Below are 22344 nucleotides of genomic sequence, written 5' to 3' on the forward strand. Positions count from 1 at the left end.
GCGGATTTACAATAAAATAATGATTGATTCCGATATAATGTTGAGCTATCTCGAAGAAATTAAGGACAGTTTAAGATAAAAACCCTAACTCGCTCCGCAGCACTTTTTGTATTTCTTTCCGCTTCCGCATGGGCATGGGTCGTTTCTTCCGATCTTTTTCTCTTTATGCACGGGCTGCTGCCCTGACTGTGATAAAGAATCGCCGTCTCCACGGTTATAAACAAGCCTTTGTTGAGACTTCATCTTTATCTCTGATTTCTCTTCATGTCTCACCTGAATCTTGAAAAGCCTCATTAAAACTTCTGTATTGATCCTTCGGGACATGTCGGCAAAGAGTTCGAATGCCTCTTTTTTATATTCGACAAGGGGATCCCTCTGGGCATATCCCCTCAATCCTATGCCCTCTTTTATATGGTCTATGCTTAAAAGATGGTCTTTCCACTGGGCATCTATGACCTGAAGGAGCACCATCTTTTCTATGTAACGCATGAATTCAGGGCCTGCTTCCCTCTCCTTGTTCTCGTACGCCTCCTTTGCCTTTGAGGCAATGAAATTGCCCATTTCATCGAGGCTCGACTCCTCAAGCTGCAGGTCCACGGAGAACAGGCCGTAAACTGCATCCTTGAGACCGTTCAAATTCCATTCGCCGGCATCAGGACAATATATGGAGAGGAGTTCATCTACCTCATTTTCTATAATCTCGAATATCTTGTCCTTTAGAGACTCGCTTTCCAGCACCTCCCGCCTGAACGAGTATATCTCCTTCCTCTGCTTGTTCATCACATCATCGTATTCGAGCAGATGTTTTCTTATGTCGAAGTTGTGGGCCTCCACCTTCTTTTGTGCATTCTCTATGGCCTTTGTCACCATTTTATTTTCTATGGGTATGCTCTCATCCATCTTCAGCAGGTTCATAAGGCCGTTTATCCTGTCAGAGCCGAATATCCTCATGAGGTCGTCTTCGAGGGAGAGGTAGAATCTCGAAGATCCGGGGTCGCCCTGCCTTCCTGACCTTCCGCGGAGCTGATTGTCTATTCTCCTTGCCTCGTGACGCTCCGTGCCGATTATATGAAGGCCTCCTGCTGACAGAACCTGCTCCTTTTCCTTATCGCATATATCTTTTGCCTTCTCATACGCTGTCTTAAAATCGTCTTCCGTATATTCCTTTTTATCCTTCAATAACTCCCTTGCAAGAACGTCGGGATTGCCGCCTAATATAATATCTGTACCCCTGCCCGCCATATTTGTTGCAATGGTCACAGCAGCTAACCTTCCAGCCTGAGCAATAATCTCTGCCTCTCTCTCATGGTATTTGGCGTTAAGGACAGAGTGTTTTATTCCCTTCTTTTTGAGTAGGTGGCTTAATACCTCTGATTTTTCTATTGATGTAGTTCCCACAAGGACAGGCTGTCCCTTTTTATTGCATTCTTCGATGTCATTTATAACTGCATCGAACTTTGCCTTTTCGCTTTTGTATATAACATCGGGATAGTCGTTTCTTATCATGGGCCTGTTTGTGGGTATAACAACAACATCGAGGTTGTATATCTTCGCAAACTCCTCTGCCTCTGTGTCTGCCGTGCCTGTCATACCTGCGAGCTTATTGTACATTCTAAAGAAGTTCTGGAAGGTTATGGTTGCGAGGGTCTGGTTTTCGCTTTCTATCTTCACTCCCTCCTTAGCCTCGATTGCCTGATGCAGTCCGTCGCTCCAGCGCCTGCCCGGCATGAGCCTGCCTGTGAACTCATCGACAATGATGACCTCTCCTTCCTTAACAACATAATCTACATCCTTCTTAAAGAGATGGTGAGCCCTCAATGCCTGAAGCACATGGTGGACGAGCTCTATATTCGATGGGTCATAGAGATTGCCGACACCGAGGAGTCTTTCGACCTTTGAGCTTCCTGACTCTGTAAGAACAACATTCTTGAGCTTTTCGTCTATCTTGAAGTCTGCTTCGGCCTTAAGGCTCGGTATTATCTTATTCACCTTGTAATACTTGTCCGTTGATTCTTCTGAAGGGCCAGATATTATAAGCGGGGTTCTCGCCTCGTCTATAAGGATGCTGTCCACCTCGTCAACGATTGCATAGTTCAATTCCCTCTGGGCGAAATCAGAGGGATCGTATTTCATATTATCCCTTAAATAATCGAAGCCGAACTCATTATTGGTGCCGTAGGTTATATCTGCAAAGTACGCCTCCCTCCTCGTGCATGGCCTGAGAAGATTAAAACGCTTGTCATGGGAGGTATATGTTGGGTCGAAAAGGAATGAGTTGTCGTGCTGTATCACGCCCACAGAGAGCCCTAAAAAGTTGTAAATAACTCCCATCCACTGGACATCCCTTTTTGCGAGGTAGTCGTTCACGGTAACTACATGAACTCCCCTTCCGTCGAGTGCATTGAGATATACAGGCAGAGTAGCAACGAGGGTCTTGCCCTCGCCTGTCTTCATCTCTGCTATCTTTCCTTCGTGGAGCACAATTCCGCCGATAAGCTGCACATCGAAGTGTCTCATATTCAAAAGACGTTTTGAGACTTCCCTGACAACGGCAAATGCCTCTTTCAGAATATCATCGAGGCTCTCGCCTGATTCAAGCCTTGTTCTGAATTCCTCTGTCTTTGCCTTCAACTGGTCGTTGCTGAGGGATGAAATTAGAGGTTCGAGGCTGTTTATTTCATCGACAAACTCGAATAGTCTCTTTAATTCCCTCTCGTTCTTTGTGCCGAATATCTTCTGTAAGATACTTACCATAATTTCATCTCCTTCTTTATTATAGTAAACAACCACAGATGTTTTGTGCAAGCAAGGACAGTCCTTGACAAAAAATATGTCGTTTGATATGTTCTGATTATCTTTGCAGATTACCTTTCTAAAAAAGGAGATTAAAATGGCAAAAATCGATGCTTTTTTTAAGCTCATGCTCGATCAGGGAGCCTCAGACCTCCATCTGGTTTCGGGTCAGCAGCCTGTCCTGCGCATCAGGGGCGATATGGAGAGGGTTCAATACAATGTCCTGGATAATGATGAGTTGAGGGGGATGCTCTATGAAATCACGCCTGAAGATAAGATCAAGGTCTTTGAAGAGACAGGGGATGTGGACTTCGGCTATGAAATCCCCGGCATGGCAAGGTTTCGCTGCAACCTATTTCTTCAAAAATACGGCATAGGATCGGTATTCAGGCTCATCCCGAGCGAGATCATGACCATAGAGCAGCTTGGGCTTCCACCTATATGCAAGAAGTTTGCAATGCTCGGCAAAGGGATGGTACTGGTTACAGGGCCCACAGGAAGCGGTAAATCCACCACGCTGGCTGCGATCATAGATTATGCAAATAAAAACCGTAAAGACCATATAATCACGATAGAAGACCCTATAGAGTTCGTACATAAAAGCCAGGGCTGCATAGTTAACCACAGGGAATTAGGAACACATACAAGATCATTTGCCTCCGCGTTGAGGAGTGCATTGAGAGAAGACCCCGACATCATACTCGTTGGAGAAATGAGAGACCTCGAGACTATCCAACTGGCGCTTGAAGCAGCAGCCACCGGACATCTCGTATTCGGCACACTTCATACCACAAATGCACCGAAGACCGTGGACAGAATAATAGATGTCTTCCCTTCGCATCAGCAGGCACAGATAAGGACAACCCTGTCCGAAAGCTTGAAAGGGGTAATTGCCCAGAACCTGTTTAAGAGGGTGGACAAAAAAGGAAGATGCGCAGCATTGGAAATTTTAGTCTGCACATATGCAGTAGGCGCCTTAATAAGGGAAGCCAAAACACACCAGATACCTTCGGCAATGCAGACAGGGAAAAAGTATGGAATGCAGACACTGGACGATGCAATAATGGAGCTTCTATTAAAAAAATGGATAAGCCCGGAAGATGCTTACGACAAGGCAATAGATAAACAAAAGTTTGTGCAGTATCTGAAAGAGCCTCCGCCGGAGTTCTAAATAAGCAATCAGCGGTCAGCCCTCAGCAATCAGCATGAAAGAAATAGCTGAAAGCTGATAGCTGACAGCTTAATAAAAGAGGGATTTATGAGAAAACCTGAAATAGATTACATACTATCCACAATGCTGGACAGCCACTCAAATGTCTCCGACCTTAACTTTACGGTTGGCAAACCAGCGCAGGTAGAGTCTGCAGGACAGCTTGTCCCTGTGACGTTCGAAAACAATGCCATAGAAACACTGACTCCATTCCAGACAGAAATAATCGCCATGAATTTGATAAACTCGGACAGGCGTCTTACAGAAAACCTTATCAGCGAAGGCTCATGCGACTTTTCCTATGCACTTCCCGAAAAGGCAAGGTTCAGGGTAAATGTATTCTCACAGAGGGGTGCCTATTCCATAGTCTTAAGACAGCTTGCTACACGCATTCCATCCCTTTCAGATTTAAAACTGCCTGAAGTCCTGTCCCAGATAGCAGAGGAGAAAAACGGTCTTGTCTTGGTAACAGGTGCAACAGGCAGCGGTAAATCATCAACACTGGCAGCGGTTCTGGATATTATAAATCAAAACAAGGCCGTCCATGTACTCACACTCGAAGACCCTGTGGAATTCGTTCATCCCCATAAAAAGGCTACCTTCAATCAAAGGGAGATGGGAATAGACTTTGATACATTCGCAAATGGATTGAGGGCTGCGTTGAGACAGGCACCAAAGGTGATCCTCGTAGGTGAAATGAGGGACAGGGAAACTGTCGAAATAGGCATGACTGCAGCAGAGACCGGACACCTTGTCCTTTCAACACTCCACACAATAGATGCCGGACAGACCATAAACAGGATTATCGGCATGTTCGAGCAGGAGGAGGAAAAACAGGTGCGAATCCGCCTTGCCGATACCGTCAGATGGATTGTGAGCCAGCGGCTGTTGCCTAAAATAGGCGGAGGCAGGATAGCTGCTGTGGAGATTATGAAAACGAATATCAGGGTGAAAGACACTATACTCAATGGAGAATCCGAGGGCAAGACATTCTATGACATCATAGATACAGGCGAGGCATTCGGGATGCAGACATTTGACAGCGCTATCATCAAACTCTACGAAGATGGACAGATAACAGAAGACACAGCCCTCGCGTACGCATCCAAAAAATCGATTGTGGGCAGGGGCATCGACATGATAAAGGCGAAAAGGGGAGAAAAAACAACGCCCATAGAAGGATTAAAACTGGACAAGGAATACGAGAAAAAGATAAAGGAGCAGCAGTTTAAACCTAAAATATAACTGAAGTGAGGTGTTAATTATGAGTCCCGAGACAGAAGAGTACGGCGGAGGCTTTAAAACAGCCCTTATATGTGATGACAATTCAGAGATGCAAAATGTCATAAATTCAGCATTGAAGGAGCTGAAGTACAAAATAGATATTTCTACAAGCAGTGCCGATACCCTCGAAAAGGTGAGATTTAACCAGTATGATGTGATTGTCCTGAACGAAAACTTTGCAGGCAGTTCTCCCGAAAACAATGAAGTATTGAAGTTCTTTCAAAACATGCCAATGGTTTCAAGGAGGCATATCTTCCTTGCCCTTATAGGCCAGAATCTCAAAACACTCGATAACATGACGGCATTCTCAAAAAGTGTTAATGTCGCGATTAACAAATCCGACATTCCAAATCTGGCGAATATCCTGAAGAAATCCATTGACGACAACGAGCAGTTTTACAAGGTCTATAAAGAGACATTGAGGAAACTGGGAAAAAGATAGATGTCTAAAACACCTTTTCCTTCAGCCTTTCTGCATACCCGGCAGCCTGCTCCTTCACATCCCCTGCAAACTCCATTATCTGTCTTCTCGTTTTCTTGCCGGATTGCGGCGCCAGAACAAGGGCAAGCCCTGCACCCACAAGCCCTCCCACAAGGAAGGAAAAGAGTGCAACCAATCCTATATTGTCGTCTCTCTTCATATCAGACCTCCTGCAACGCATATTTATCGCATCTATTAAGTAAGCTATAACACATAATATTATTATAATCGTCAAGGCCACGCTTTGAGGTATATCTGCCATCCATGATTACGGATTATGGTCAAGAACTTTTACGCAGGCTTGAGTATCAATATAGACAATGGAGGAAGAATAAGGTTTAATGAGAATTGTCTTGCATGGCACGGCACATTATCGGCATAGACACCGCCGGCGTTTCCGAGATTGCCTCCCCAGTATATCTCTGAGTCGCTGTTCAGAATCTCCCTGTAAAACCCGCCTCCCGGAACCCCTACCCTGTATCCGAACCTCGGAATCGGCGTAAGATTAAAAACAAATACGAGGAAATCGTCATGATTCTTTGCCCTTCTGATAAACGAGATTACACTATTGTCGGAGTCATGGAAGTCTATCCATTCAAAGCCGTGCCACTCAAAATCAACCTCATGCATTGCAGGTTCTGTTATATAAAGATTGTTCAAATCAGAGAGAAATCTCTGTAATTTTTTATGAGGCTCGTGTTGCAGCAAATGCCAGTCGAGGCTTTCGTCAAAATTCCATTCACGCCACTGGCCGAATTCAGATCCCATGAATAGAAGTTTTTTCCCCGGATGTCCGTACATGTATCCTAAAAGTGCCCTCAGATTTGCGAATTTCTGCCACGTATCGCCCGGCATCTTATCCAGCATTGACCTTTTGCCATGAACAACCTCATCGTGGGAAAAGGGCAAAATAAAATTCTCAGTAAATGCATAGAGCATACTGAATGTCAGATTATTTGTATGGTACTTTCTATAGATAGGGTCTTTTGAAAAATATTCCAGAGTATCGTGCATCCAGCCCATATTCCACTTCATGCTGAAGCCGAGTCCGCCTAAGTATGTCGGCCTTGATACACCTGTCCATGCCGTAGATTCCTCGGCTATTGTGAGAACGCCGGGATGGTATTGATGCACGACCTCGTTGAGTTTCTTTAAAAAATCTATTGCCTCGAGGTTTTCATTGCCTCCGTAGATATTTGGTATCCAGTCTCCCGGTTCTCTTGAATAGTCGAGATATAGCATTGATGCAACCGCATCCACTCTCAATCCGTCAATATGGTATTTTTCGAGCCAGAAAAGGGCATTTGAGATCAGATAATTTGTTACTTCATTCCTTCCGTAATTAAATATCAGCGTTCCCCAATCCCTGTGTTCGCCCTTCCTCGGGTCTTCATGTTCATAAAGGCATGTGCCGTCAAAATAGCCGAGGCCATGGGCATCCTTCGGGAAATGGGCAGGAACCCAGTCTATTATTACGCCGATTTCATTCTGGTGGCATTTATCAACAAAATACATAAGGTCTTCGGGCCTGCCGTGCCTGCTCGTTGGTGCAAAATATCCTATAGTCTGGTAACCCCAGGAGGCATCGAGGGGGTGCTCTGAAATAGGCAAAAGCTCTATATGTGTAAACCCGAGTTCCTTGACATAAGGTATCAGTTTATCCGCAAGTTCTCTGTATGTAAGGAACCTGTTATTGTCTTCTGGCACACGCATCCATGAGCCTAAATGCACTTCATAAATAGCAACCGGAGATTCGAACCAGTTTTTCTTCCTTCTAATCTCCATCCACTCAGCATCCTGCCACTGGTGCTTGTTTTCTATGTTATATACAATGGCAGCGCTCTTCGGCCTCACCTCAAAATAGAAGGCAAAGGGGTCTGCCTTTTGCTCCTTATAGCCCCTGTACTTTGATTTGACTTCGAACTTATATAATTCCCCCTCATCGAGGCCAGGAATAAATATCTCCCATATGCCCGAATCGCCGAGGAGCTTCATTGGATGCTTTTTTCCATCCCAGTGATTAAAATCACCGATAACGCTTACCCTTTTGGCATTAGGCGCCCAGACAGCAAAGTGGACTCCCTTTACTCCATTAACCTCAACAACATGGGCTCCGAGTTTTTCATAATTCTTGTAATGCGTGCCCTCGCCTATAAGGTGGAGGTCAAAGTCTGTAAGAACTCTCTTTTTCATATTCTCCTTCCGTGAATATTTATTTTTAATATTCTATCATAATCTAAACCTATTCCCATCCAAGTCTGAAGGATCTGCATAGCCTGTCAGCCTCGTTTATAAACTCCATGGCTATTCTTCTGTCCTTTATTACTGAAAGGACCTCATCCGAATAAGTGCTTACTCTACACCAGTTGCAGGACTCGGTTATGACCGTGTAATTATCAAAAACCGCAAACTTATGATGTAAAGGAGAGTATATGCCCTCCCGGTAATAAACGTAAGTAACCTCCATCCATGCGTCTTTAAGCCGCTGGATAGGGTCCTTTAATGGCCTGCGAAAATCCCTATCCCACGGCTCCGGCAGAGGCCCGGTATGGGTGACCATTCCATTCATTATTATCCTTACCCTGACCCCCTATTCCTTGCATTGATAAGGGCGGTTATTACATCGGTTTCATGACTATCATGGGATGATATACCTGTAAGATAGTCCATATCAAACATGGCCACAATTATAGAATGTCTTGCATTGTTTATCTCTGTTATAATGGCATCCTGCGGCCGGTAATAGTCTCTCCATGACGTGTAATAACTGCCGAAACTGTAGTAGAGGTTATATCGTTCCTGTGGATCGACATGCAGTCTCTGTATAACTCCTCCCCTTATGGCATTATAGATGTTTGAGTAAAGGAGGGCAAAATCCCTTGAGTAATAAACAAGCCCGTTTTCCCAGTTTCCGCCCCAGAGGTGAAAATGCAGATTGTATGAGCCTGAATGGGCTACCTCTCCGTCAAAGATGATAAACTTTGTATGCATGCTCGCAATGCCTTCGGATGAATTGCACGGGGTGTTTCGCACCACACCATATATGGGAATCCCTGCACGTCTCATCCTCGCAACATTTTCTGTGCAGTTCATAGAACTTATGGAAGCCCAATCAGCAATACACTCTATATCGATACCATTGTTCTTTGCATAAATAAGATGTTCTGCCACATGATAATTATCAAAGTCAAACATTGCAATCAGTATATAATGTCTGCCTCTCCGGTCATTCCCTTTTCGTTCTATCACCCAATCAATATGCCTGTGGATTTCATGGACAGGATGACCTGTATCCCATGTATTGCCCCTTGTAAAGAAAGGGCGTATAGGGAGGCTATCGTATTCGTTATTTATCATTTTCAGCGCCTGCTGTAATTCCTCCTGATTGAGTTCGCATGTGGGGTAGTTATTTTCTGTTTTGAAGTAAGGGTCATGGAAGTCACCGAGATCAATCCATCCTTTATGAAAGTCATCGAGGGTGGCAAATTTATAGTCGTACTTTGATGGAATAGATCTGCCATCCCTGTGGATTATGTAAGAGAATGTGACATGTTTTATGCGGCCGTGGCAGCTTTCATATGGAAAAAGGGGAAGCCTGTGCGTCTGCCACTTCTGCCAGTTGTCTCCCCATTCACCGCAGTAAAGGACATTATGGTAACCCATGCTGCCTTTCATAATCGTCATCGAGGAGTTGCCAAGATTTAAAAATAGCTTCTGAAAAATGGCGGTATTGACCGGCCATGGGGTTCCTCCCATAACATGGAAATAATGGCCGGGATTTAAACCCACAGGATATGCCGCTCTGGGAATGTTTTCTTCAGGATTCCATCTTAGTTTTTTGCACAGCTCTGTAATTATATAGTGAGAATCCATCGAATCGATAAGTTCCTGCGGCAGGTATATTGTCCTTTTTGTAAAGTCTATATGTCTTTTAAATCTCTCTTCCATCAACCAGTAGAGATGTCCTGCATGTTCATTTTTCGCTGCCTCCAGTGCCCCGAGCAAATCCATATTCACCCCATAGCCTCTGTATCCGAGGGAGTTTATTACAAATTGTTTTCTGCCTATGTCATTGATTGTAAAATGATAGAGTTCCTTGTTGTAGTGCCACTTCTTATAGTAATTTAAAAGGGATTTCATATCCCATGCACTCTGATGCTCCAGTTCTCCCAACTCAGAGAGCATGTGCTGGAATCTACCACGTATAGACTCGAGCAAGTCATGGCAGTGGTGATCCCATTGACAGGCGATGGCAAAATATCCGGCTCTGTGAGGCATAAAAATCCTGTCTGCTGCTTTACTCTATTACAGCAAAGACTCCTATATGGGCTACTCCAGATTATTTTGTTGGTCCCGTTTGGTGTGTTCCATGGAGATTAAAAGAGCAGATGCGGATAACATCAGGATGGATTAGACGGAATTTCTGGAAATCGTCCTCTGTCAGTATCCCGATAACTCCGTTTTTTGGAGAACCTATCATTTAGCCTGCATATATAATCCGGGACAGCATTATACTGTTTAGCAATTACATGGGGAGGTGTGCCAGACCTGAGCAGCCGTATCATCTCCAGCCTTCTTATTATGGGGTCGTCTTTATTTAAACTGTCAAGCCAATTTCTAATATCAGGCCCTGAAAGTATCCCGGAAACACCACTCAGTGAAAATGCTGCATTTATCCTATAGAGATATTCAATATCTATATTAAATTGCGATGCAATATCCTCAGGGGGCATGCCTGTTGTCAGGAGACGTATTATCTCAAGCCGTTTCAACACTTCATCATTGCGGTCTGCAATGTCCATCAATGCCCCTTTTAAAGATTTTGTTCGTGTATCTCAATTATAAGCGATAAAATCATTGACGACAATATCTATTTAGGTTATCTTAAAAGCATGACAAACAAGCTCAGGTTTCTTACAGCAGGCGAATCCCACGGCAAGGGATTAATGGGCATCCTCGAAGGCATTCCATCAGGACTTCCGCTGTCATCAGAGGACATCGATAAAGAACTCAAAAGGAGACAGATGGGATACGGACGTGGCGGCAGGATGAAGATCGAGAGCGACCATGCAGAGATAATCTCCGGTGTGAGGTGGGGAAAGACCATAGGCTCTCCCATATCCCTCCTCATAGAAAATAGAGATTGGAAAAACTGGCAGGAAGGCATGTCATCAGATGAAAAATACGCAGGCTCCATCCCTCCTGTAACAAGGCCAAGGCCAGGACACGCAGACCTTGCAGGCGCTTTAAAATATGGTCATAAAGACATAAGGAATATCCTTGAACGCTCAAGCGCAAGGGAGACAGCCATGCGCGTTGCCGTTGGTGCAGTCGCTAAAAAATTTCTTTCGGAGTTCGGAATAAATATCGGAAGTTATGTGATACAAATAGGCAACGTAAAAATTTCAAATTTCAAATTTCAAATTTCAAATTTCAAAGAAATCTTCAAAAAGACCGAAGAATCTTCTGTAAGATGCCCTGATGAGGATGCGTCAAAGAAAATGGTGGAATTAATAGACACTGCTGCAAAGAAAGGAGATACACTTGGAGGAGTATTTGAGGTATTTGCAACAGGGCTCCCTGTTGGTCTCGGAAGCCATATACAGTGGGATAAAAGACTCGATGGAAGGCTTTCGCAGGCATTGATGGGAATTCAGGCAATAAAAGGGGTAGAGATTGGAACAGGTTTTGAAATGGCTGAGAGGTTCGGCTCAGAGGTTATGGATGAGATATTCTATAGCAGTCAGCAGTCAGCAATCAGCGGTCAGCAGTCTGGATTTTATAGAAAGACAAATCATGCCGGAGGAATCGAAGGTGGCATGACAAACGGAATGCCGATTGTTATCAGAGCAGCAATGAAGCCTATCCCTACTCTGAGAAAACCATTGCGATCTGTAGACATAATAACAAAAGAGCCTTTTGAGGCTGCATACGAGCGTTCTGATACATGCGCAGTCCCTGCTGCTGCTGTTATCGGAGAGGCAATGACAGCAATTGTAGTTGCCGACGCCTTTTTAGAAAAATTCGGCGGAGACAGTATAGAGGAGACAAAGAGGAACTTTAATTCGTATATTGAGTATTTGAAACAGTTTTAGTCATGATAATAGGCATCCCTAAAGAAATTAAGAAAGAGGAATACAGGATCGGAATTACGCCCTTTGGTGTTGAGGAGCTGAAAAGGGATGGCCACACAATCCTCATAGAGACAAGCGCTGGCGAAGGAAGCGGATTTACCGACGAAGAGTATCTGAATGCGGATGCCGACATCGTAGATAGAGAAACCGCCTTCAAAAAATCGGACTTGATCGTGAAGGTAAAAGAGCCGCTGCCGCAGGAATATAATTTAATCAAAGACGGCCAGGCAATATTCACATATCTCCATCTGGCGCCCAATCGGGAGCTTACAGAACTTCTTTTGAACAAAAAAGTCTCTGCCCTCGGATACGAAACCCTTCAGAAAGATGGAACGCTCCCGCTACTTGCTCCAATGAGTGAGATAGCAGGCAGGATGGCTCCAATAGTAGGTTCGTACTACCTCCAGAGGATTCATGGCGGCAGAGGCATTCTGCCTACAGGAGTTTGTGGTGTTGCCCCTGCAAAGGCATTAATACTTGGTGCAGGAGTCGTGGGCACAAACGCAGCCCGTGTATGCATTGGTCTCGGGATGGATACCGTGGTCATGAATAGGGGTATGGATAGATTACAAAAGATAGACGAAATGTTTATGGGAAGGGTAAAAACACTGCCCCTCACCATGCACAACATACAGGAAGAGATTAAAAACGCCGATATTATAATTGGGGCGGTCCTTGTGCCGGGAGGGAAGACGCCTATATTCATAACAAAAGAGATGCTAAAGACTATGAAAAAGGGTTCTGTTATAATCGATGTGTCTGTTGATCAGGGGGGATGTGCAGAGACATCAAAGCCAACCACCCACGACAATCCTGTTTATGAAGTCGATGGTATAATACATTATACTGTTGCCAATATGCCGGGTGCATATCCGAGGACATCTACCATCGCGCTGACAAATGCAACACTGCCTTATATCAAAACTATTGCTAAAAACGGCATTGAAAAGGTACTAAGGGAAGACCCCATAATAAGAAGTTCGCTTAATACTTATATGGGACACATTGTAAACAAGGCATTGGCAGATTCACTGGGTATTAAATACAAAAACATCGATGAGATTTAGATTTTATGGGTCAGACATGGCTACAAGACTTTAAAAAGTGTTGGGTCCAAATGTATATGAGAGATTGTAAATATATCTTCTGTCTTCTGTTATCCGTGGCTTTGCTTATGTCCTTGCTGGCAACATTTTCCTTTGCATCGGATGATGTTTCCAATTATCTGTTAAATGGTAAAAACAGCCTCGATAAAGGCGACTACGAAAGTGCAATATCGCAATTAACAACAGCCTATGAAAAATTGCCGGTATTAGGCGACTATGCGCTCCTCTGGAGGGCAAGGGCATATGAGGACAGAGGGGATATGGACAGGGCAATTGCCGACCTGCGAACAGTTAAAGAGCGATTCAAGGATTCCCCCCTGATAAAAAATGTCCGCATAAAAGAGATAGAGCTCGCCAAAAAGAAAAATGACAGGAATTTAATCAAGCTCCTCGAAGGCTTTGTAAAGGATTATCCTTCAGAGCTAAATATGAAATATGCATATGCCTCATTGCTCAAGAAAAATGGCGAAACAGAAAAGGCAAAAAGGATATTCAAGGATATATATGTATCGGTATCGCCGCTCTCTAAAAGCGCACTGCATGAACTGTCTCCCTCCGATATAACAACAGAAGACCTCATAAAAAGGGGCGAAAACCTCAACAAGGCATGGATGTTCGGTGAAGCAGAAAAATGCTTGAGAGAAGCCCTGAAAAAGGAGTCAGGAGAAGGACTCAAAACTCAAATACTTGAAAAGCTTGCATACTCCATTTTCAGACAGAAACGTTATAGAGAGGCCTCGGAACTTTATAAAGAAGTAAATAACCGCTACTGGAGGGCAAGGTCGGTATTCAGGGCAGGCGACATGGAGACCTTCGAGTCCGAATTGCAGGAGCTAATAAATACAGGAGACAAAAGGGTTGTATCAGTATTAATTGCGTATGGCTCGAAGCAGAGAAGGGACAATAATATCGAAAGGGCGTTGGAAATATTTAACAATACATTATCAAAGTACCCATCTGAAAAGGAGGAAATACTCTGGGCAAAGGGATGGACTTACTACATGTGGGGTGATTGTAAAAATGCATCGGAAATATTTTCCCATCTCAACCAAACATACGGCGGGTCAAAATATATGTACTGGAAAAATAAGTGTGCGGAAAAAACAGGGGGGGACGCACTCAAGGCATCTCTGCACAAAAAGAATATCCCTCACCGGGACTATTATGGATTTCTGTCTCTGCTTAAAAACAACAGCGAGGCAAAAGAGTTAAATGAAAGAATTAATGCCAGAGGCGCATTGCCCTCTACCCGCCACGTGTCGCGTGCATCTGAAAGGGTTGACATCCTGATAAGGCTTGGACTGAACAATGAGGCCGTTTCAGAATTAACGCATCTGGCAAAGAAAAACCCTGACCATGACAGGCTCATCTATATAAGCTCTCAGCTTAAAAATCTGGGCAATTACAAGATGTCTGTAAATCTCGTTACAAAGGTTCAATACAGCGAAGATATCCATGATCTGTTTTATCCAATGGCATTTCAACAGGAGGTTGAAGAGGCATCCAGAAGAAACGGCATCGATCCCCTTTTAATCATATCGGTCATGCGGGAGGAGTCGAGGTTTGATGCCGATGCACGGTCTATTGCCGGCGCACTTGGATTAATGCAGCTCATGCCATCTACTGCTCATAAATTTGACAAGCATGTCAAAATTGCTCTCAAAAATGCGAGTCAGCTCCATGATGCAAAGACCAATATCCTTATCGGCTCATACTACCTGAAACATCTGGTAAAGACCTTCAACTCCATCCCCCTTGCCATTGCAGCATACAATGCGGGCGAGGAGGCTGTGAGGGAATGGCTGAAAAAGGGCAGCTATACTACGGTAGATGAGTTCATAGAGGACATACCTTACGATGAGACAAGGAACTATGTGAAAAGGGTTTTAACCACCTATTTCGAATATATGAGGGCAAGCCGGGATACAGACATATATGCAGCCAAAAAATACATAGGAAATCTTTAGTTTATTTTTCACGTAAAATTTGTGTATTATTTATCGTGCAATAAACAATGAACTACTACAGGGAGGCTACCGTGGAAGCACTGAAAACATTCGATGAGAAAATAGCCATTGCAGTCGAAAAGGTCAGGTCATTAAAAGAAGAAAAAGAGAAGCTCGAAAGAAGGGTCAAAGAACTGGAGGATGCGATCAGATTAAAGGACATGGAAATCGAGAGGCTCGGCATGGAAAAGTCGTCCATTAAAAACCAGATAGAAGACCTGCTGAACGAGCTTGAAACAATCGGGCTTAAATAGAGATTATGAGCAGCATAGAAGCACACATCCTTGGACAAAAGTATGTAATAAAGGGTGACGCGCCTCCGGAGTATATTCAACAGATTGCGGATTTTGTGGACGAAAAACTCAAGGAGGTTTACGCCACAGCGCCTGGCATAACACCCCTTAAGGCGGCAATCCTGACTGCCTTGAATATTGCGGACGAACTGCACAGGGTCAAACGCGAATATAATTCCATATCGCAGGGCATAAAGAGCATAGAAAACAAGGCAGACAGCATCATAAGGCTCTTTGATTAACCCCGTTAGAAAGCTTGATTGCTTTCTAACGGGGTTAATTCACAAATTCGTGGTGCCTCTCTTGTCCATCTTAAAGCAACCGCCTCCTGCACCCTTGGCGTATTTTTTCATTTCCGATGCCACTTCCGCTATCTCGCCGTAGTGAGAGAACTTCCTGAACCTGTTATGGGCTGCCCCTATTGAAATGTCTATAAAAGGGAATGTCTTTTTATTCCCCTCCCTGTCAACGGATTCTATGAAGCCCCTTGCCCTGTCCTCCGGATCATAAAAGGCAGGTATTATCTTATTGAAGTTATCTATAATTTTGCCGGCAGTTTCTTCGATATGCTCTACATCCATCATAAACACAAAATCGTCGCCGCCTATATGTCCGACAAAACTGCCTTGTGCCTGCCTTTCTTTGACAGTGTTCAGAATAAGGCGCCCGAGCATTTTCAAAGCCTCATCGCCACGGCTGAAACCGTACCTGTCATTATATGGCTTGAAATAATCGAGGTCTGCATAGGCAAGCGCAAAAACCTCGTTATTGTCCAGTCTTCTCTGTATCTGCTTGATTATCGCAATGTTACCGGGGAGCCTTGTCAGTGGATTAACCTCGACCATCCTTTCAGCCCTGTGTATGCACAGGTCAACCCTGAGCAGGATATCCGCTTCAAGGCGCGACCTCCTGACATAGTCGTCAACGAGCAGGTGGTCCCACTTCGGGATAACAAACTGATCCTCGAATATGGCAAGGACAGGGAGTCTGCCGAATATGGGATCGCTTTTCATTTCGTTCAATATGGTAATGGCAAAAGCATCATCCATGGCAATATCTATGATCATCAGGTCGGGAATGGAGGCGTAGATATAATCAAGCGAAGACTGGATATTCGAAAAGTCGGCAACCATGTAGGAGTCTTTAAGTAGCCTGTCGACAATGCTCGTTAAGACCATGTCTCTGGATATGACTACAACCGTCTTTAGATTATTCATCGGAAAAAAGGAAGTCCTCTGCCTGGGATAAGGAGTCTTCTATCTCATCGAGTATATCCTTTACATCTGCTTCCGACAGATTAAGCATTTGCCACGCAGCATTATTAATTGCCGGCACAGAGTTATCGCCTGCAAAGCCGAATCCCTTTGCCCTTATAAGGATGTCCGAAAGGTGCACTATAGCTGTCTGCATGGCTACATTTTTGGACAGGTGGGGTTTGTGGTGGTATTCTATAACTTCAACGAGACTTCTGGGAAAATTCCATTTCTGGGCGATCCACGCCCCTGCATCGGCATGATTGATGCCGAAATAGTTCTTCTCCGAATCGAATATAAAAATGTCCTTTGTCTCTGCATCTGACATAATCTTTTTGTATTCGTCAGGGAACTTCAATCCCAGAACAACCTTCCCTATGTCATGGAGGAGTGCTGCGACAGATACCTCTTCAGGCTCCTTCAACTCCTTCTTCTTTGCGATTATCCTTGCAGTCACAGCACAGCCCAGGGAGTGCTCCCAGAGACCGACCATGGTCTTCTGCATCGCCTCAAACACAGAGACTCCTAAGAGCATTCCTTTTACAACATTCAGACCAAGGAGCATCAATGCCTGGCTTACAGAGGATATCCTGCCGGGAAAGCCGTAAACAGGCGAATTAACCACCTTAAGGACCCGTGATGTAAGAACAGGGTCGTTTAATATGAAACTGCCTATTTCGCTCAAGGAAATCCTTGGATTCTCGATAACGCCCAGAAGCTTTCTCAAAACGCTTGGTATCGTGGGAAGAGTGTCTATTCTCTCGATCTGACTGCGCAGCGCCTGTATGCCCATAATTATTTATATAACTCCTCTACATGTTCTTTAAGCAGCTTTTTCAGCATGCCCATATGCGGCTCGTTTTCTGTCTTTTTGAACCGTGCGTCTATTTCAGCCATGGCATCTTCCTTTGGCTTCTGGGGCTTTGACGCCCCTTCTACAAAAACACTGCTCACATTCATGTTCTGGAGCCTCTCGATAAGGGCATCGGTGATCTCGGTGCCCTCTCCAAGGAGTATCATTCCTGCTTCATTGACAACCGGCTTCGACAGCTTCATGCCGGGTTTGAGATTATTCACGGTAACCTTTGGCAAGACATTACCTCCTCTGATGCTTTTGAAGGGTATTATATCATAAAAGAATTACAAGTACAGCAGAAAAAATAGACCTTTATAAGTCAATGAGGACAATATCCTCTATGTGGCCGAAGGAGTCTTCCATCTCATCGAGTATGTCTTTTATATCGGTTTCTGTAAGGTCAAGCATCTCAAATGCAGAGGGATGTATCGCAGGCACAAAGTTATCGCCTGCAAAACCGAACCCCTTTGCGCGCACAAGAATATCGGAAAGGTGCACTATTGCAGCCTGCACAGGGACATTCTTCGAGAGATGGGGTTTATGGTGGTATTCTATAACCTCGGCCAGACTCCTGGGGAATTTCCATTTCTCTGTAAGCCATGCCCCCACGGCAGCGTGGTTCACAGTAAAATAGTTCATTTCCGAATCAAATATGAAAATGCCCTTGCTTCCGGCATCCGCTATGATTTTCTCATATCTGTCCGAAAACTTCAGTCCCAGAACGACCTTCCCTATATCGTGAAGCAGGGCTGCAACAGCAACCTCCTCAAGATAACCCGATGCCTTTCTCTGAGAAATTATCCGTGCAGTAACAGCACATCCAATAGAGTGCTCCCAAAGCCCGACCATCACCTTTTTCATAACATCAAAGACAGAAACTCCCAAGAGCATTCCCTTTACAACATTCAGACCGAGTAGTATCAATGCCTGGCTTATCGTGGATATCCTGCCGGGGAAGCCGCAGATCGGTGAATTAACCACCCTGAGTATCCTTGACGTGAGGGCCGGGTCTTTCAGTATGAAATTGCCTACCTCGCTGAGAGAAACCTGTGGATTTTCTATGATGTTCAGCAGGTTTCTCAGGACAGGAGGAATTGTCGGAAGGTTGTCTATATTTTCGATCTTACTGCGCAATGTCCATGCATCCATTGGTTACATCCCCATCTTTTGCTGTTTTTACTATTTTAGCACATCCTTGCAGAAGGTCATACAATCTGATATGCTTAAAAAAAATACAGAAGGAGGGAAAAGCCATGAAAGAGGAGGTCAAGGAATTATTGAAGGCAATGTATGATATGGCAAGCAATGAAGAAAATTGCATGTCTTTTTTGCAAACCGCATTTATTTATAATTCTTCAAAACCATTAAAGGACTGTGGTTCAAAGGTAGAGGCCATTAAAAAAGCAGAGGCCCAGCTCACAAAGAAGGTTGCCGAACTGGCACGGGACAATCCCGAACTGAAGCCGTACGTCTCCATCCCTGTACACCTCCTGAGGATCGGCGAGAATATCGAAAAACTAACGGAGTTCATGGACAAAAAGATAAAGGACAACATACTCTTCAGCGATAAGGCAGTCACGGAAATCACATTTCTCCTTCAGAGGCTTAGTGATGTCCTGAGGCCGACGGCAGACATGATACTTGCAAGAAATACAATTCTGAGGAGATATGTGGAGGAATCAGAGGTGGGTATAGTAAAGAGGGCGACAGAATATGCAACGCTTCACGAAGAGAGGTTGATCGAGGGATTGTGTCTCCCTGTAGCGTCATCTATATATATAAACATGGTTGATGCAATAAAGAACATTGCATGGCATGCAAAGGAGATAGCAACAAAGCTTGTAGAATGGTCATTGCCTAAGGCACAATGAATATATGACATTCGTACCTGCTTATCGCAAGCTCTCCAGCGGCGAACTATGGGATAAGGTAAGGGTTGCTGAAGATATATTAAAGAACTGCGTCCTCTGTCCGAGAAACTGCAAGGTGGACAGGACTTCGGGTAACGTCGGCTTCTGCAGGACAGGGGATAAGCCCTTTGTTGCAAGCTGGGGGCCTCATTTTGGCGAGGAGAGGCCCCTTGTCGGAAGATTCGGCTCGGGAACCATATTCTTCAGTTTCTGCAACCTTGGATGCATATTCTGCCAGAACTGGACCATAAGCCATCTTGGCGAAGGGAACGAAATATCCTTTGAAAAGCTCGCTAAAATAATGCTGGAGATACAGGACATGGGCTGCCACAATATAAACTTGGTCACGCCAACCCACCAGATGCCAATGATGCTCCATTCCGTTGCCATTGCCTCGGAAATGGGCATGAATATTCCTATTGTGTATAATTGCGGAGGCTACGAATCCCTTGAAGCAGTAAAAATCCTCGACGGAGTTGTGGACATATACATGCCGGATTTCAAATATTCAGACCCGCAAATGGCTCTGAAATACTCAAAGGCAAAGGATTACCCGGAGAAGGCAAAGGCTGCAATAAAGGAGATGCACAGACAGGTTGGAGACCTCATAATTGATGAAAGAGGAATAGCATCGAGGGGCCTCCTCGTAAGACATCTCGTCCTGCCCGAAGCCATTGCTGGCACAAAAGAGGTCGTGAGATTCATTGCAGAGGAGATTTCCAGAGACACCTACATAAACATCATGGATCAGTATTACCCGTGTTATAAGGCATTCGAACACCCTCCCCTCGGCAGGAGGATAACAACAAAGGAATATTCAGAGGCTGTAAAAATGGCATTGGATGCAGGCTTAAAAAGGATTGACGGAGTAACGATATAAAAGACAGGTAAAGGTAAGGGTTAAGATTTACCATGAAGATTAAATTTTTAGGCGGCATCAGGACTGTCACAGGCACATGTTTTCACATATCCGTGAATGGCATGCAGATACTTGTGGACTGCGGCATGTATCAGGGAGAAAATGCAGACGAAACAAACAAGACCCCCTTTGATTTCAGGCCGGAGGAGATAGATTATCTTTTTCTGACACATGCACATATAGACCATTCAGGACTTATCCCAAAACTTGTAAAGGACGGATTTAATGGCGGGATAATAACCACATCAGCCACTGCAGACTTAGCCGAAATAATGCTTTACGATTCAGCGCAGATACAGGAGAAGGATGCAGAATGGTTGACGAAAAAGGCATTAAGAAAGGGCGTCGATGCCGTATTTGAGCCGCTTTATACAGGACAAGACGTAAGGGCGGCAATCCCCCTATTTGAGAGGAAATCTTACGGGAAGATGGAACACCTCGGCAGAGGCGTAAGATACCGATTCATAGATGCAGGCCACATACTCGGCTCAGGGACGCTGGAGCTATGGTATCAGGACAGTCCTGTCGAAAAGAGAATAGTGTTCTCAGGGGACATAGGCAAAAAGGGAAATCCCATAATCAATGACCCCCAGCATGTGGAGGCAGCAGACTATGTGGTCGTGGAATCAACCTACGGAAACAGAATGCACAAAGGCATAGAAGAAAGCATCGATGAGCTTGCAGAGGCAATAAAAATTACATTCAAAAAGGGAGGAAATGTCCTTATACCCGCCTTTGCCGTGGGAAGGACACAGGACATACTTTATACACTAAACAAACTCGTCAAGGAAGGAAGGCTTTATAACCTGCATGTCTATGTTGACAGCCCCCTTGCTGAAGATGCCACAAAAGTTTATCTCGCACATCCTGAATGCTTTGATGAAGAGGCAATGAAGATGTTTAACAGAAAAAATGACGCAGCCCTGCATCTGCATTTCACCCATTCAATCGAGGATTCCATGAGAATCAACAAAATAAAATCAGGCGCCATCATTATTGCAGGAAGCGGAATGTGCGACGGCGGAAGGATACAGCATCATTTCAAACACAACCTATGGCGCTCTGAATGCAGTGTAATCTTCATGGGATTTCAGGCAAAGGGAACACTCGGCCGCAAAATCATAGAAGGAGCAAAGATAGTCCATGTCCTCGGAGAGGAGATAGCAGTTAAGGCAAAACTATATACCATCGGAGGGTTCTCGGCCCACGCAGACCAGAGGGAGCTTCTGGAGTGGCTCGGCGCATTTTCCAACAAACCGGAGGTATTCATAGTTCACGGCGAAGAAAAAGTCTCCATCGAGTTCGAAGATATTGTAAAAGAGAAATTCGGGTTTATCACGCATGTGCCGGAAAGAGGAGAAGAATTTGAGGTTTAGCTTATCCGAGAGCCAGCGATAAGGATAAGTCTCTTTCGTTCAGGAGCTACGTTTTGACAGTTCTAATGCTCCTTGCGCTACAGCCGCAAAACTCGCTTTGCTCAAACAGTTGCGTCTGTCAGGCAATGGTATGGTCGCTCCAAGCTTATACCATTGCCTGACGCTCCAGTCGCAAAGAACTGTTACCAAAACATAGCTATTCACTCCAGAGCCCCATCCTTATCGCTGGATTTAGGTTATAGAAATTATCTCCGCATCCATTATCTCAAGATTTACAATAGCAACCGTCGGTTTGCCATAGAGCCAGCCGCAGACCTCTCCGGGATTAACAACCAGTGTGTCTTTGACCTTTTTAATAACAGGCTCATGCGTATGTCCATAAACAACGAGATCAAAATGCCCGCTGTCTGCAAGCTCATCTGCCACATCAGGCTCATGCATGACAACGATTCTTTTGTTATGAAGAGTAAATTTATAGGGCTGCGTATATATCCTATCCTGATATAATTTTTTCAGGAGAATCCTCTCCCCGTCATTGTTCCCGAATATGCCTGTAAAGCCGCCTTTAAAATGCTTTATAACCCTCCATGTAAATGGAGAACAGAAATCCCCTGCATGGATGATATGCTCAACATTTTTTGCATTGAAGATCTCTATAACCCTCCTAAGATTATCGAGGTGGTCATGCGTGTCGGAAATAATGCCTGCGATCATAAAAACCTC

At 44.5% G+C, this 22344-nt stretch carries 22 protein-coding genes; 11 read left to right on the forward strand and 11 right to left on the reverse strand.

What is annotated here, in order from left to right:
* Window positions 1-84: 84 nt before the first annotated feature.
* A complete protein-coding gene (gene secA / locus V7L97_RS00100) occupies window positions 85-2757 on the reverse strand; it encodes a preprotein translocase subunit SecA (protein ID WP_442891713.1) in 2673 nt (890 codons plus the stop codon).
* Between the two features lie 133 nt (window positions 2758-2890).
* Here secA and V7L97_RS00105 point away from each other — a divergent pair, with 133 nt between their 5' ends.
* The 3 genes from V7L97_RS00105 (at window position 2891) to V7L97_RS00115 (ending at window position 5729) form a co-directional block, all read left to right on the forward strand.
* On the forward strand, window positions 2891-3964 hold the full coding sequence (locus tag V7L97_RS00105; protein WP_333652023.1) for a type IV pilus twitching motility protein PilT: 1074 nt from the start codon (window positions 2891-2893) through the stop codon (window positions 3962-3964).
* 87 nt (window positions 3965-4051) lie between these two features.
* Window positions 4052-5248, forward strand: coding sequence for a type IV pilus twitching motility protein PilT (locus V7L97_RS00110; protein WP_333652025.1), 1197 nt, complete (start codon window positions 4052-4054; stop codon window positions 5246-5248).
* A 19-nt stretch (window positions 5249-5267) separates the two neighbouring features.
* Window positions 5268-5729 carry a response regulator gene (locus tag V7L97_RS00115; RefSeq protein ID WP_333652027.1) on the forward strand — a complete coding sequence of 154 codons (462 nt, stop codon included), beginning with the start codon at window positions 5268-5270 and terminating at the stop codon, window positions 5727-5729.
* A gap of 4 nt (window positions 5730-5733) precedes the next feature.
* Here the strand turns inward: V7L97_RS00115 and V7L97_RS00120 are convergent, their stop codons facing one another.
* From V7L97_RS00120 to V7L97_RS00140, 5 genes are all read right to left on the reverse strand, one after another.
* On the reverse strand, window positions 5734-5928 hold the full coding sequence (locus tag V7L97_RS00120) for a YtxH domain-containing protein (RefSeq protein ID WP_333652029.1): 195 nt from the start codon (window positions 5926-5928) through the stop codon (window positions 5734-5736).
* A 131-nt stretch (window positions 5929-6059) separates the two neighbouring features.
* Window positions 6060-7961 carry a 1,4-alpha-glucan branching protein GlgB gene (gene glgB, locus V7L97_RS00125; protein ID WP_333652031.1) on the reverse strand — a complete coding sequence of 634 codons (1902 nt, stop codon included), beginning with the start codon at window positions 7959-7961 and terminating at the stop codon, window positions 6060-6062.
* Window positions 7962-8010: 49 nt separating this feature from the next.
* Window positions 8011-8337, reverse strand: coding sequence for a phospholipase D-like domain-containing protein (locus tag V7L97_RS00130; RefSeq protein ID WP_333652033.1), 327 nt, complete (start codon window positions 8335-8337; stop codon window positions 8011-8013).
* Window positions 8338-8345: 8 nt separating this feature from the next.
* Window positions 8346-10046: a phospholipase D-like domain-containing protein gene (locus V7L97_RS00135; protein ID WP_333652035.1), complete on the reverse strand. Its 1701-nt coding sequence runs from the start codon at window positions 10044-10046 to the stop codon at window positions 8346-8348.
* Window positions 10047-10168: 122 nt separating this feature from the next.
* Entirely contained in the window at window positions 10169-10570 is a 402-nt protein-coding gene (locus V7L97_RS00140) for a helix-turn-helix domain-containing protein (RefSeq protein ID WP_333652038.1), read from the reverse strand.
* A 90-nt stretch (window positions 10571-10660) separates the two neighbouring features.
* On the opposite strand from V7L97_RS00140, the gene aroC reads away from it, so the two are divergent.
* From aroC to V7L97_RS00165, 5 genes are all read left to right on the forward strand, one after another.
* On the forward strand, window positions 10661-11863 hold the full coding sequence (gene aroC / locus V7L97_RS00145; protein WP_333652041.1) for a chorismate synthase: 1203 nt from the start codon (window positions 10661-10663) through the stop codon (window positions 11861-11863).
* Between the two features lie 2 nt (window positions 11864-11865).
* A complete protein-coding gene (ald, locus tag V7L97_RS00150; RefSeq protein ID WP_333652044.1) occupies window positions 11866-12969 on the forward strand; it encodes an alanine dehydrogenase in 1104 nt (367 codons plus the stop codon).
* Between the two features lie 107 nt (window positions 12970-13076).
* Entirely contained in the window at window positions 13077-14975 is a 1899-nt protein-coding gene (locus V7L97_RS00155; RefSeq protein ID WP_333652047.1) for a lytic transglycosylase domain-containing protein, read from the forward strand.
* Window positions 14976-15046: 71 nt separating this feature from the next.
* Window positions 15047-15268 (forward strand): hypothetical protein, encoded by a 222-nt coding sequence (locus tag V7L97_RS00160; RefSeq protein WP_333652050.1) that lies wholly within the window; start codon window positions 15047-15049, stop codon window positions 15266-15268.
* A 5-nt stretch (window positions 15269-15273) separates the two neighbouring features.
* The gene (locus tag V7L97_RS00165; protein ID WP_333652053.1) at window positions 15274-15549 is read left to right on the forward strand and encodes a cell division protein ZapA; all 276 of its coding nucleotides are present in this window, start codon (window positions 15274-15276) and stop codon (window positions 15547-15549) included.
* Between the two features lie 39 nt (window positions 15550-15588).
* Here the strand turns inward: V7L97_RS00165 and V7L97_RS00170 are convergent, their stop codons facing one another.
* The 4 genes from V7L97_RS00170 to V7L97_RS00185 form a co-directional block, all read right to left on the reverse strand.
* Window positions 15589-16524: a GGDEF domain-containing protein gene (locus V7L97_RS00170; RefSeq protein WP_333652057.1), complete on the reverse strand. Its 936-nt coding sequence runs from the start codon at window positions 16522-16524 to the stop codon at window positions 15589-15591.
* Window positions 16517-17353: an HDOD domain-containing protein gene (locus tag V7L97_RS00175; RefSeq protein WP_333652060.1), complete on the reverse strand. Its 837-nt coding sequence runs from the start codon at window positions 17351-17353 to the stop codon at window positions 16517-16519. The genes V7L97_RS00170 and V7L97_RS00175 overlap by 8 nt, the downstream gene beginning before the upstream one ends.
* A gap of 2 nt (window positions 17354-17355) precedes the next feature.
* The gene (locus V7L97_RS00180; protein WP_333652063.1) at window positions 17356-17652 is read right to left on the reverse strand and encodes a hypothetical protein; all 297 of its coding nucleotides are present in this window, start codon (window positions 17650-17652) and stop codon (window positions 17356-17358) included.
* 76 nt (window positions 17653-17728) lie between these two features.
* Window positions 17729-18565 (reverse strand): HDOD domain-containing protein, encoded by an 837-nt coding sequence (locus tag V7L97_RS00185; RefSeq protein WP_333652065.1) that lies wholly within the window; start codon window positions 18563-18565, stop codon window positions 17729-17731.
* A 104-nt stretch (window positions 18566-18669) separates the two neighbouring features.
* Between V7L97_RS00185 and V7L97_RS00190 the strand changes: the two genes are divergently transcribed.
* The 3 genes from V7L97_RS00190 to V7L97_RS00200 are packed head-to-tail and all read left to right on the forward strand — an operon-like array spanning window position 18670 to window position 21621.
* Window positions 18670-19287 carry a hypothetical protein gene (locus V7L97_RS00190; RefSeq protein ID WP_333652068.1) on the forward strand — a complete coding sequence of 206 codons (618 nt, stop codon included), beginning with the start codon at window positions 18670-18672 and terminating at the stop codon, window positions 19285-19287.
* 4 nt (window positions 19288-19291) lie between these two features.
* A complete protein-coding gene (locus V7L97_RS00195; RefSeq protein WP_333652071.1) occupies window positions 19292-20206 on the forward strand; it encodes a radical SAM protein in 915 nt (304 codons plus the stop codon).
* A gap of 32 nt (window positions 20207-20238) precedes the next feature.
* Window positions 20239-21621 (forward strand): MBL fold metallo-hydrolase, encoded by a 1383-nt coding sequence (locus tag V7L97_RS00200; RefSeq protein WP_333652074.1) that lies wholly within the window; start codon window positions 20239-20241, stop codon window positions 21619-21621.
* Window positions 21622-21852: 231 nt separating this feature from the next.
* Here the strand turns inward: V7L97_RS00200 and V7L97_RS00205 are convergent, their stop codons facing one another.
* The gene (locus V7L97_RS00205; RefSeq protein ID WP_333652077.1) at window positions 21853-22335 is read right to left on the reverse strand and encodes a metallophosphoesterase; all 483 of its coding nucleotides are present in this window, start codon (window positions 22333-22335) and stop codon (window positions 21853-21855) included.
* Window positions 22336-22344 lie beyond the last annotated feature (9 nt).

Source organism: Dissulfurispira sp. (genome assembly GCF_036745535.1).
GTDB lineage: Bacteria > Nitrospirota > Thermodesulfovibrionia > Thermodesulfovibrionales > Dissulfurispiraceae > Dissulfurispira.

Excerpts from the sequence above, each read along its gene's own strand:
- V7L97_RS00105 (WP_333652023.1), top strand. The coding sequence starts at position 2,891 with ATGGCAAAAATCGATGCTTTTTTTAAGCTCATGCTCGATCAGGGAGCC.
- V7L97_RS00110 (WP_333652025.1), top strand. The coding sequence starts at position 4,052 with ATGAGAAAACCTGAAATAGATTACATACTATCCACAATGCTGGACAGC.
- V7L97_RS00115 (WP_333652027.1), top strand. The coding sequence starts at position 5,268 with ATGAGTCCCGAGACAGAAGAGTACGGCGGAGGCTTTAAAACAGCCCTT.
- V7L97_RS00120 (WP_333652029.1), bottom strand. The coding sequence starts at position 5,928 with ATGAAGAGAGACGACAATATAGGATTGGTTGCACTCTTTTCCTTCCTT.
- glgB (WP_333652031.1), bottom strand. The coding sequence starts at position 7,961 with ATGAAAAAGAGAGTTCTTACAGACTTTGACCTCCACCTTATAGGCGAG.
- V7L97_RS00130 (WP_333652033.1), bottom strand. The coding sequence starts at position 8,337 with ATGAATGGAATGGTCACCCATACCGGGCCTCTGCCGGAGCCGTGGGAT.
- V7L97_RS00135 (WP_333652035.1), bottom strand. The coding sequence starts at position 10,046 with ATGCCTCACAGAGCCGGATATTTTGCCATCGCCTGTCAATGGGATCAC.
- V7L97_RS00140 (WP_333652038.1), bottom strand. The coding sequence starts at position 10,570 with ATGGACATTGCAGACCGCAATGATGAAGTGTTGAAACGGCTTGAGATA.
- aroC (WP_333652041.1), top strand. The coding sequence starts at position 10,661 with ATGACAAACAAGCTCAGGTTTCTTACAGCAGGCGAATCCCACGGCAAG.
- ald (WP_333652044.1), top strand. The coding sequence starts at position 11,866 with ATGATAATAGGCATCCCTAAAGAAATTAAGAAAGAGGAATACAGGATC.
- V7L97_RS00155 (WP_333652047.1), top strand. The coding sequence starts at position 13,077 with ATGTCCTTGCTGGCAACATTTTCCTTTGCATCGGATGATGTTTCCAAT.
- V7L97_RS00165 (WP_333652053.1), top strand. The coding sequence starts at position 15,274 with ATGAGCAGCATAGAAGCACACATCCTTGGACAAAAGTATGTAATAAAG.
- V7L97_RS00170 (WP_333652057.1), bottom strand. The coding sequence starts at position 16,524 with ATGAATAATCTAAAGACGGTTGTAGTCATATCCAGAGACATGGTCTTA.
- V7L97_RS00175 (WP_333652060.1), bottom strand. The coding sequence starts at position 17,353 with ATGGGCATACAGGCGCTGCGCAGTCAGATCGAGAGAATAGACACTCTT.
- V7L97_RS00185 (WP_333652065.1), bottom strand. The coding sequence starts at position 18,565 with ATGGATGCATGGACATTGCGCAGTAAGATCGAAAATATAGACAACCTT.
- V7L97_RS00190 (WP_333652068.1), top strand. The coding sequence starts at position 18,670 with ATGAAAGAGGAGGTCAAGGAATTATTGAAGGCAATGTATGATATGGCA.
- V7L97_RS00195 (WP_333652071.1), top strand. The coding sequence starts at position 19,292 with ATGACATTCGTACCTGCTTATCGCAAGCTCTCCAGCGGCGAACTATGG.
- V7L97_RS00200 (WP_333652074.1), top strand. The coding sequence starts at position 20,239 with ATGAAGATTAAATTTTTAGGCGGCATCAGGACTGTCACAGGCACATGT.
- V7L97_RS00205 (WP_333652077.1), bottom strand. The coding sequence starts at position 22,335 with ATGATCGCAGGCATTATTTCCGACACGCATGACCACCTCGATAATCTT.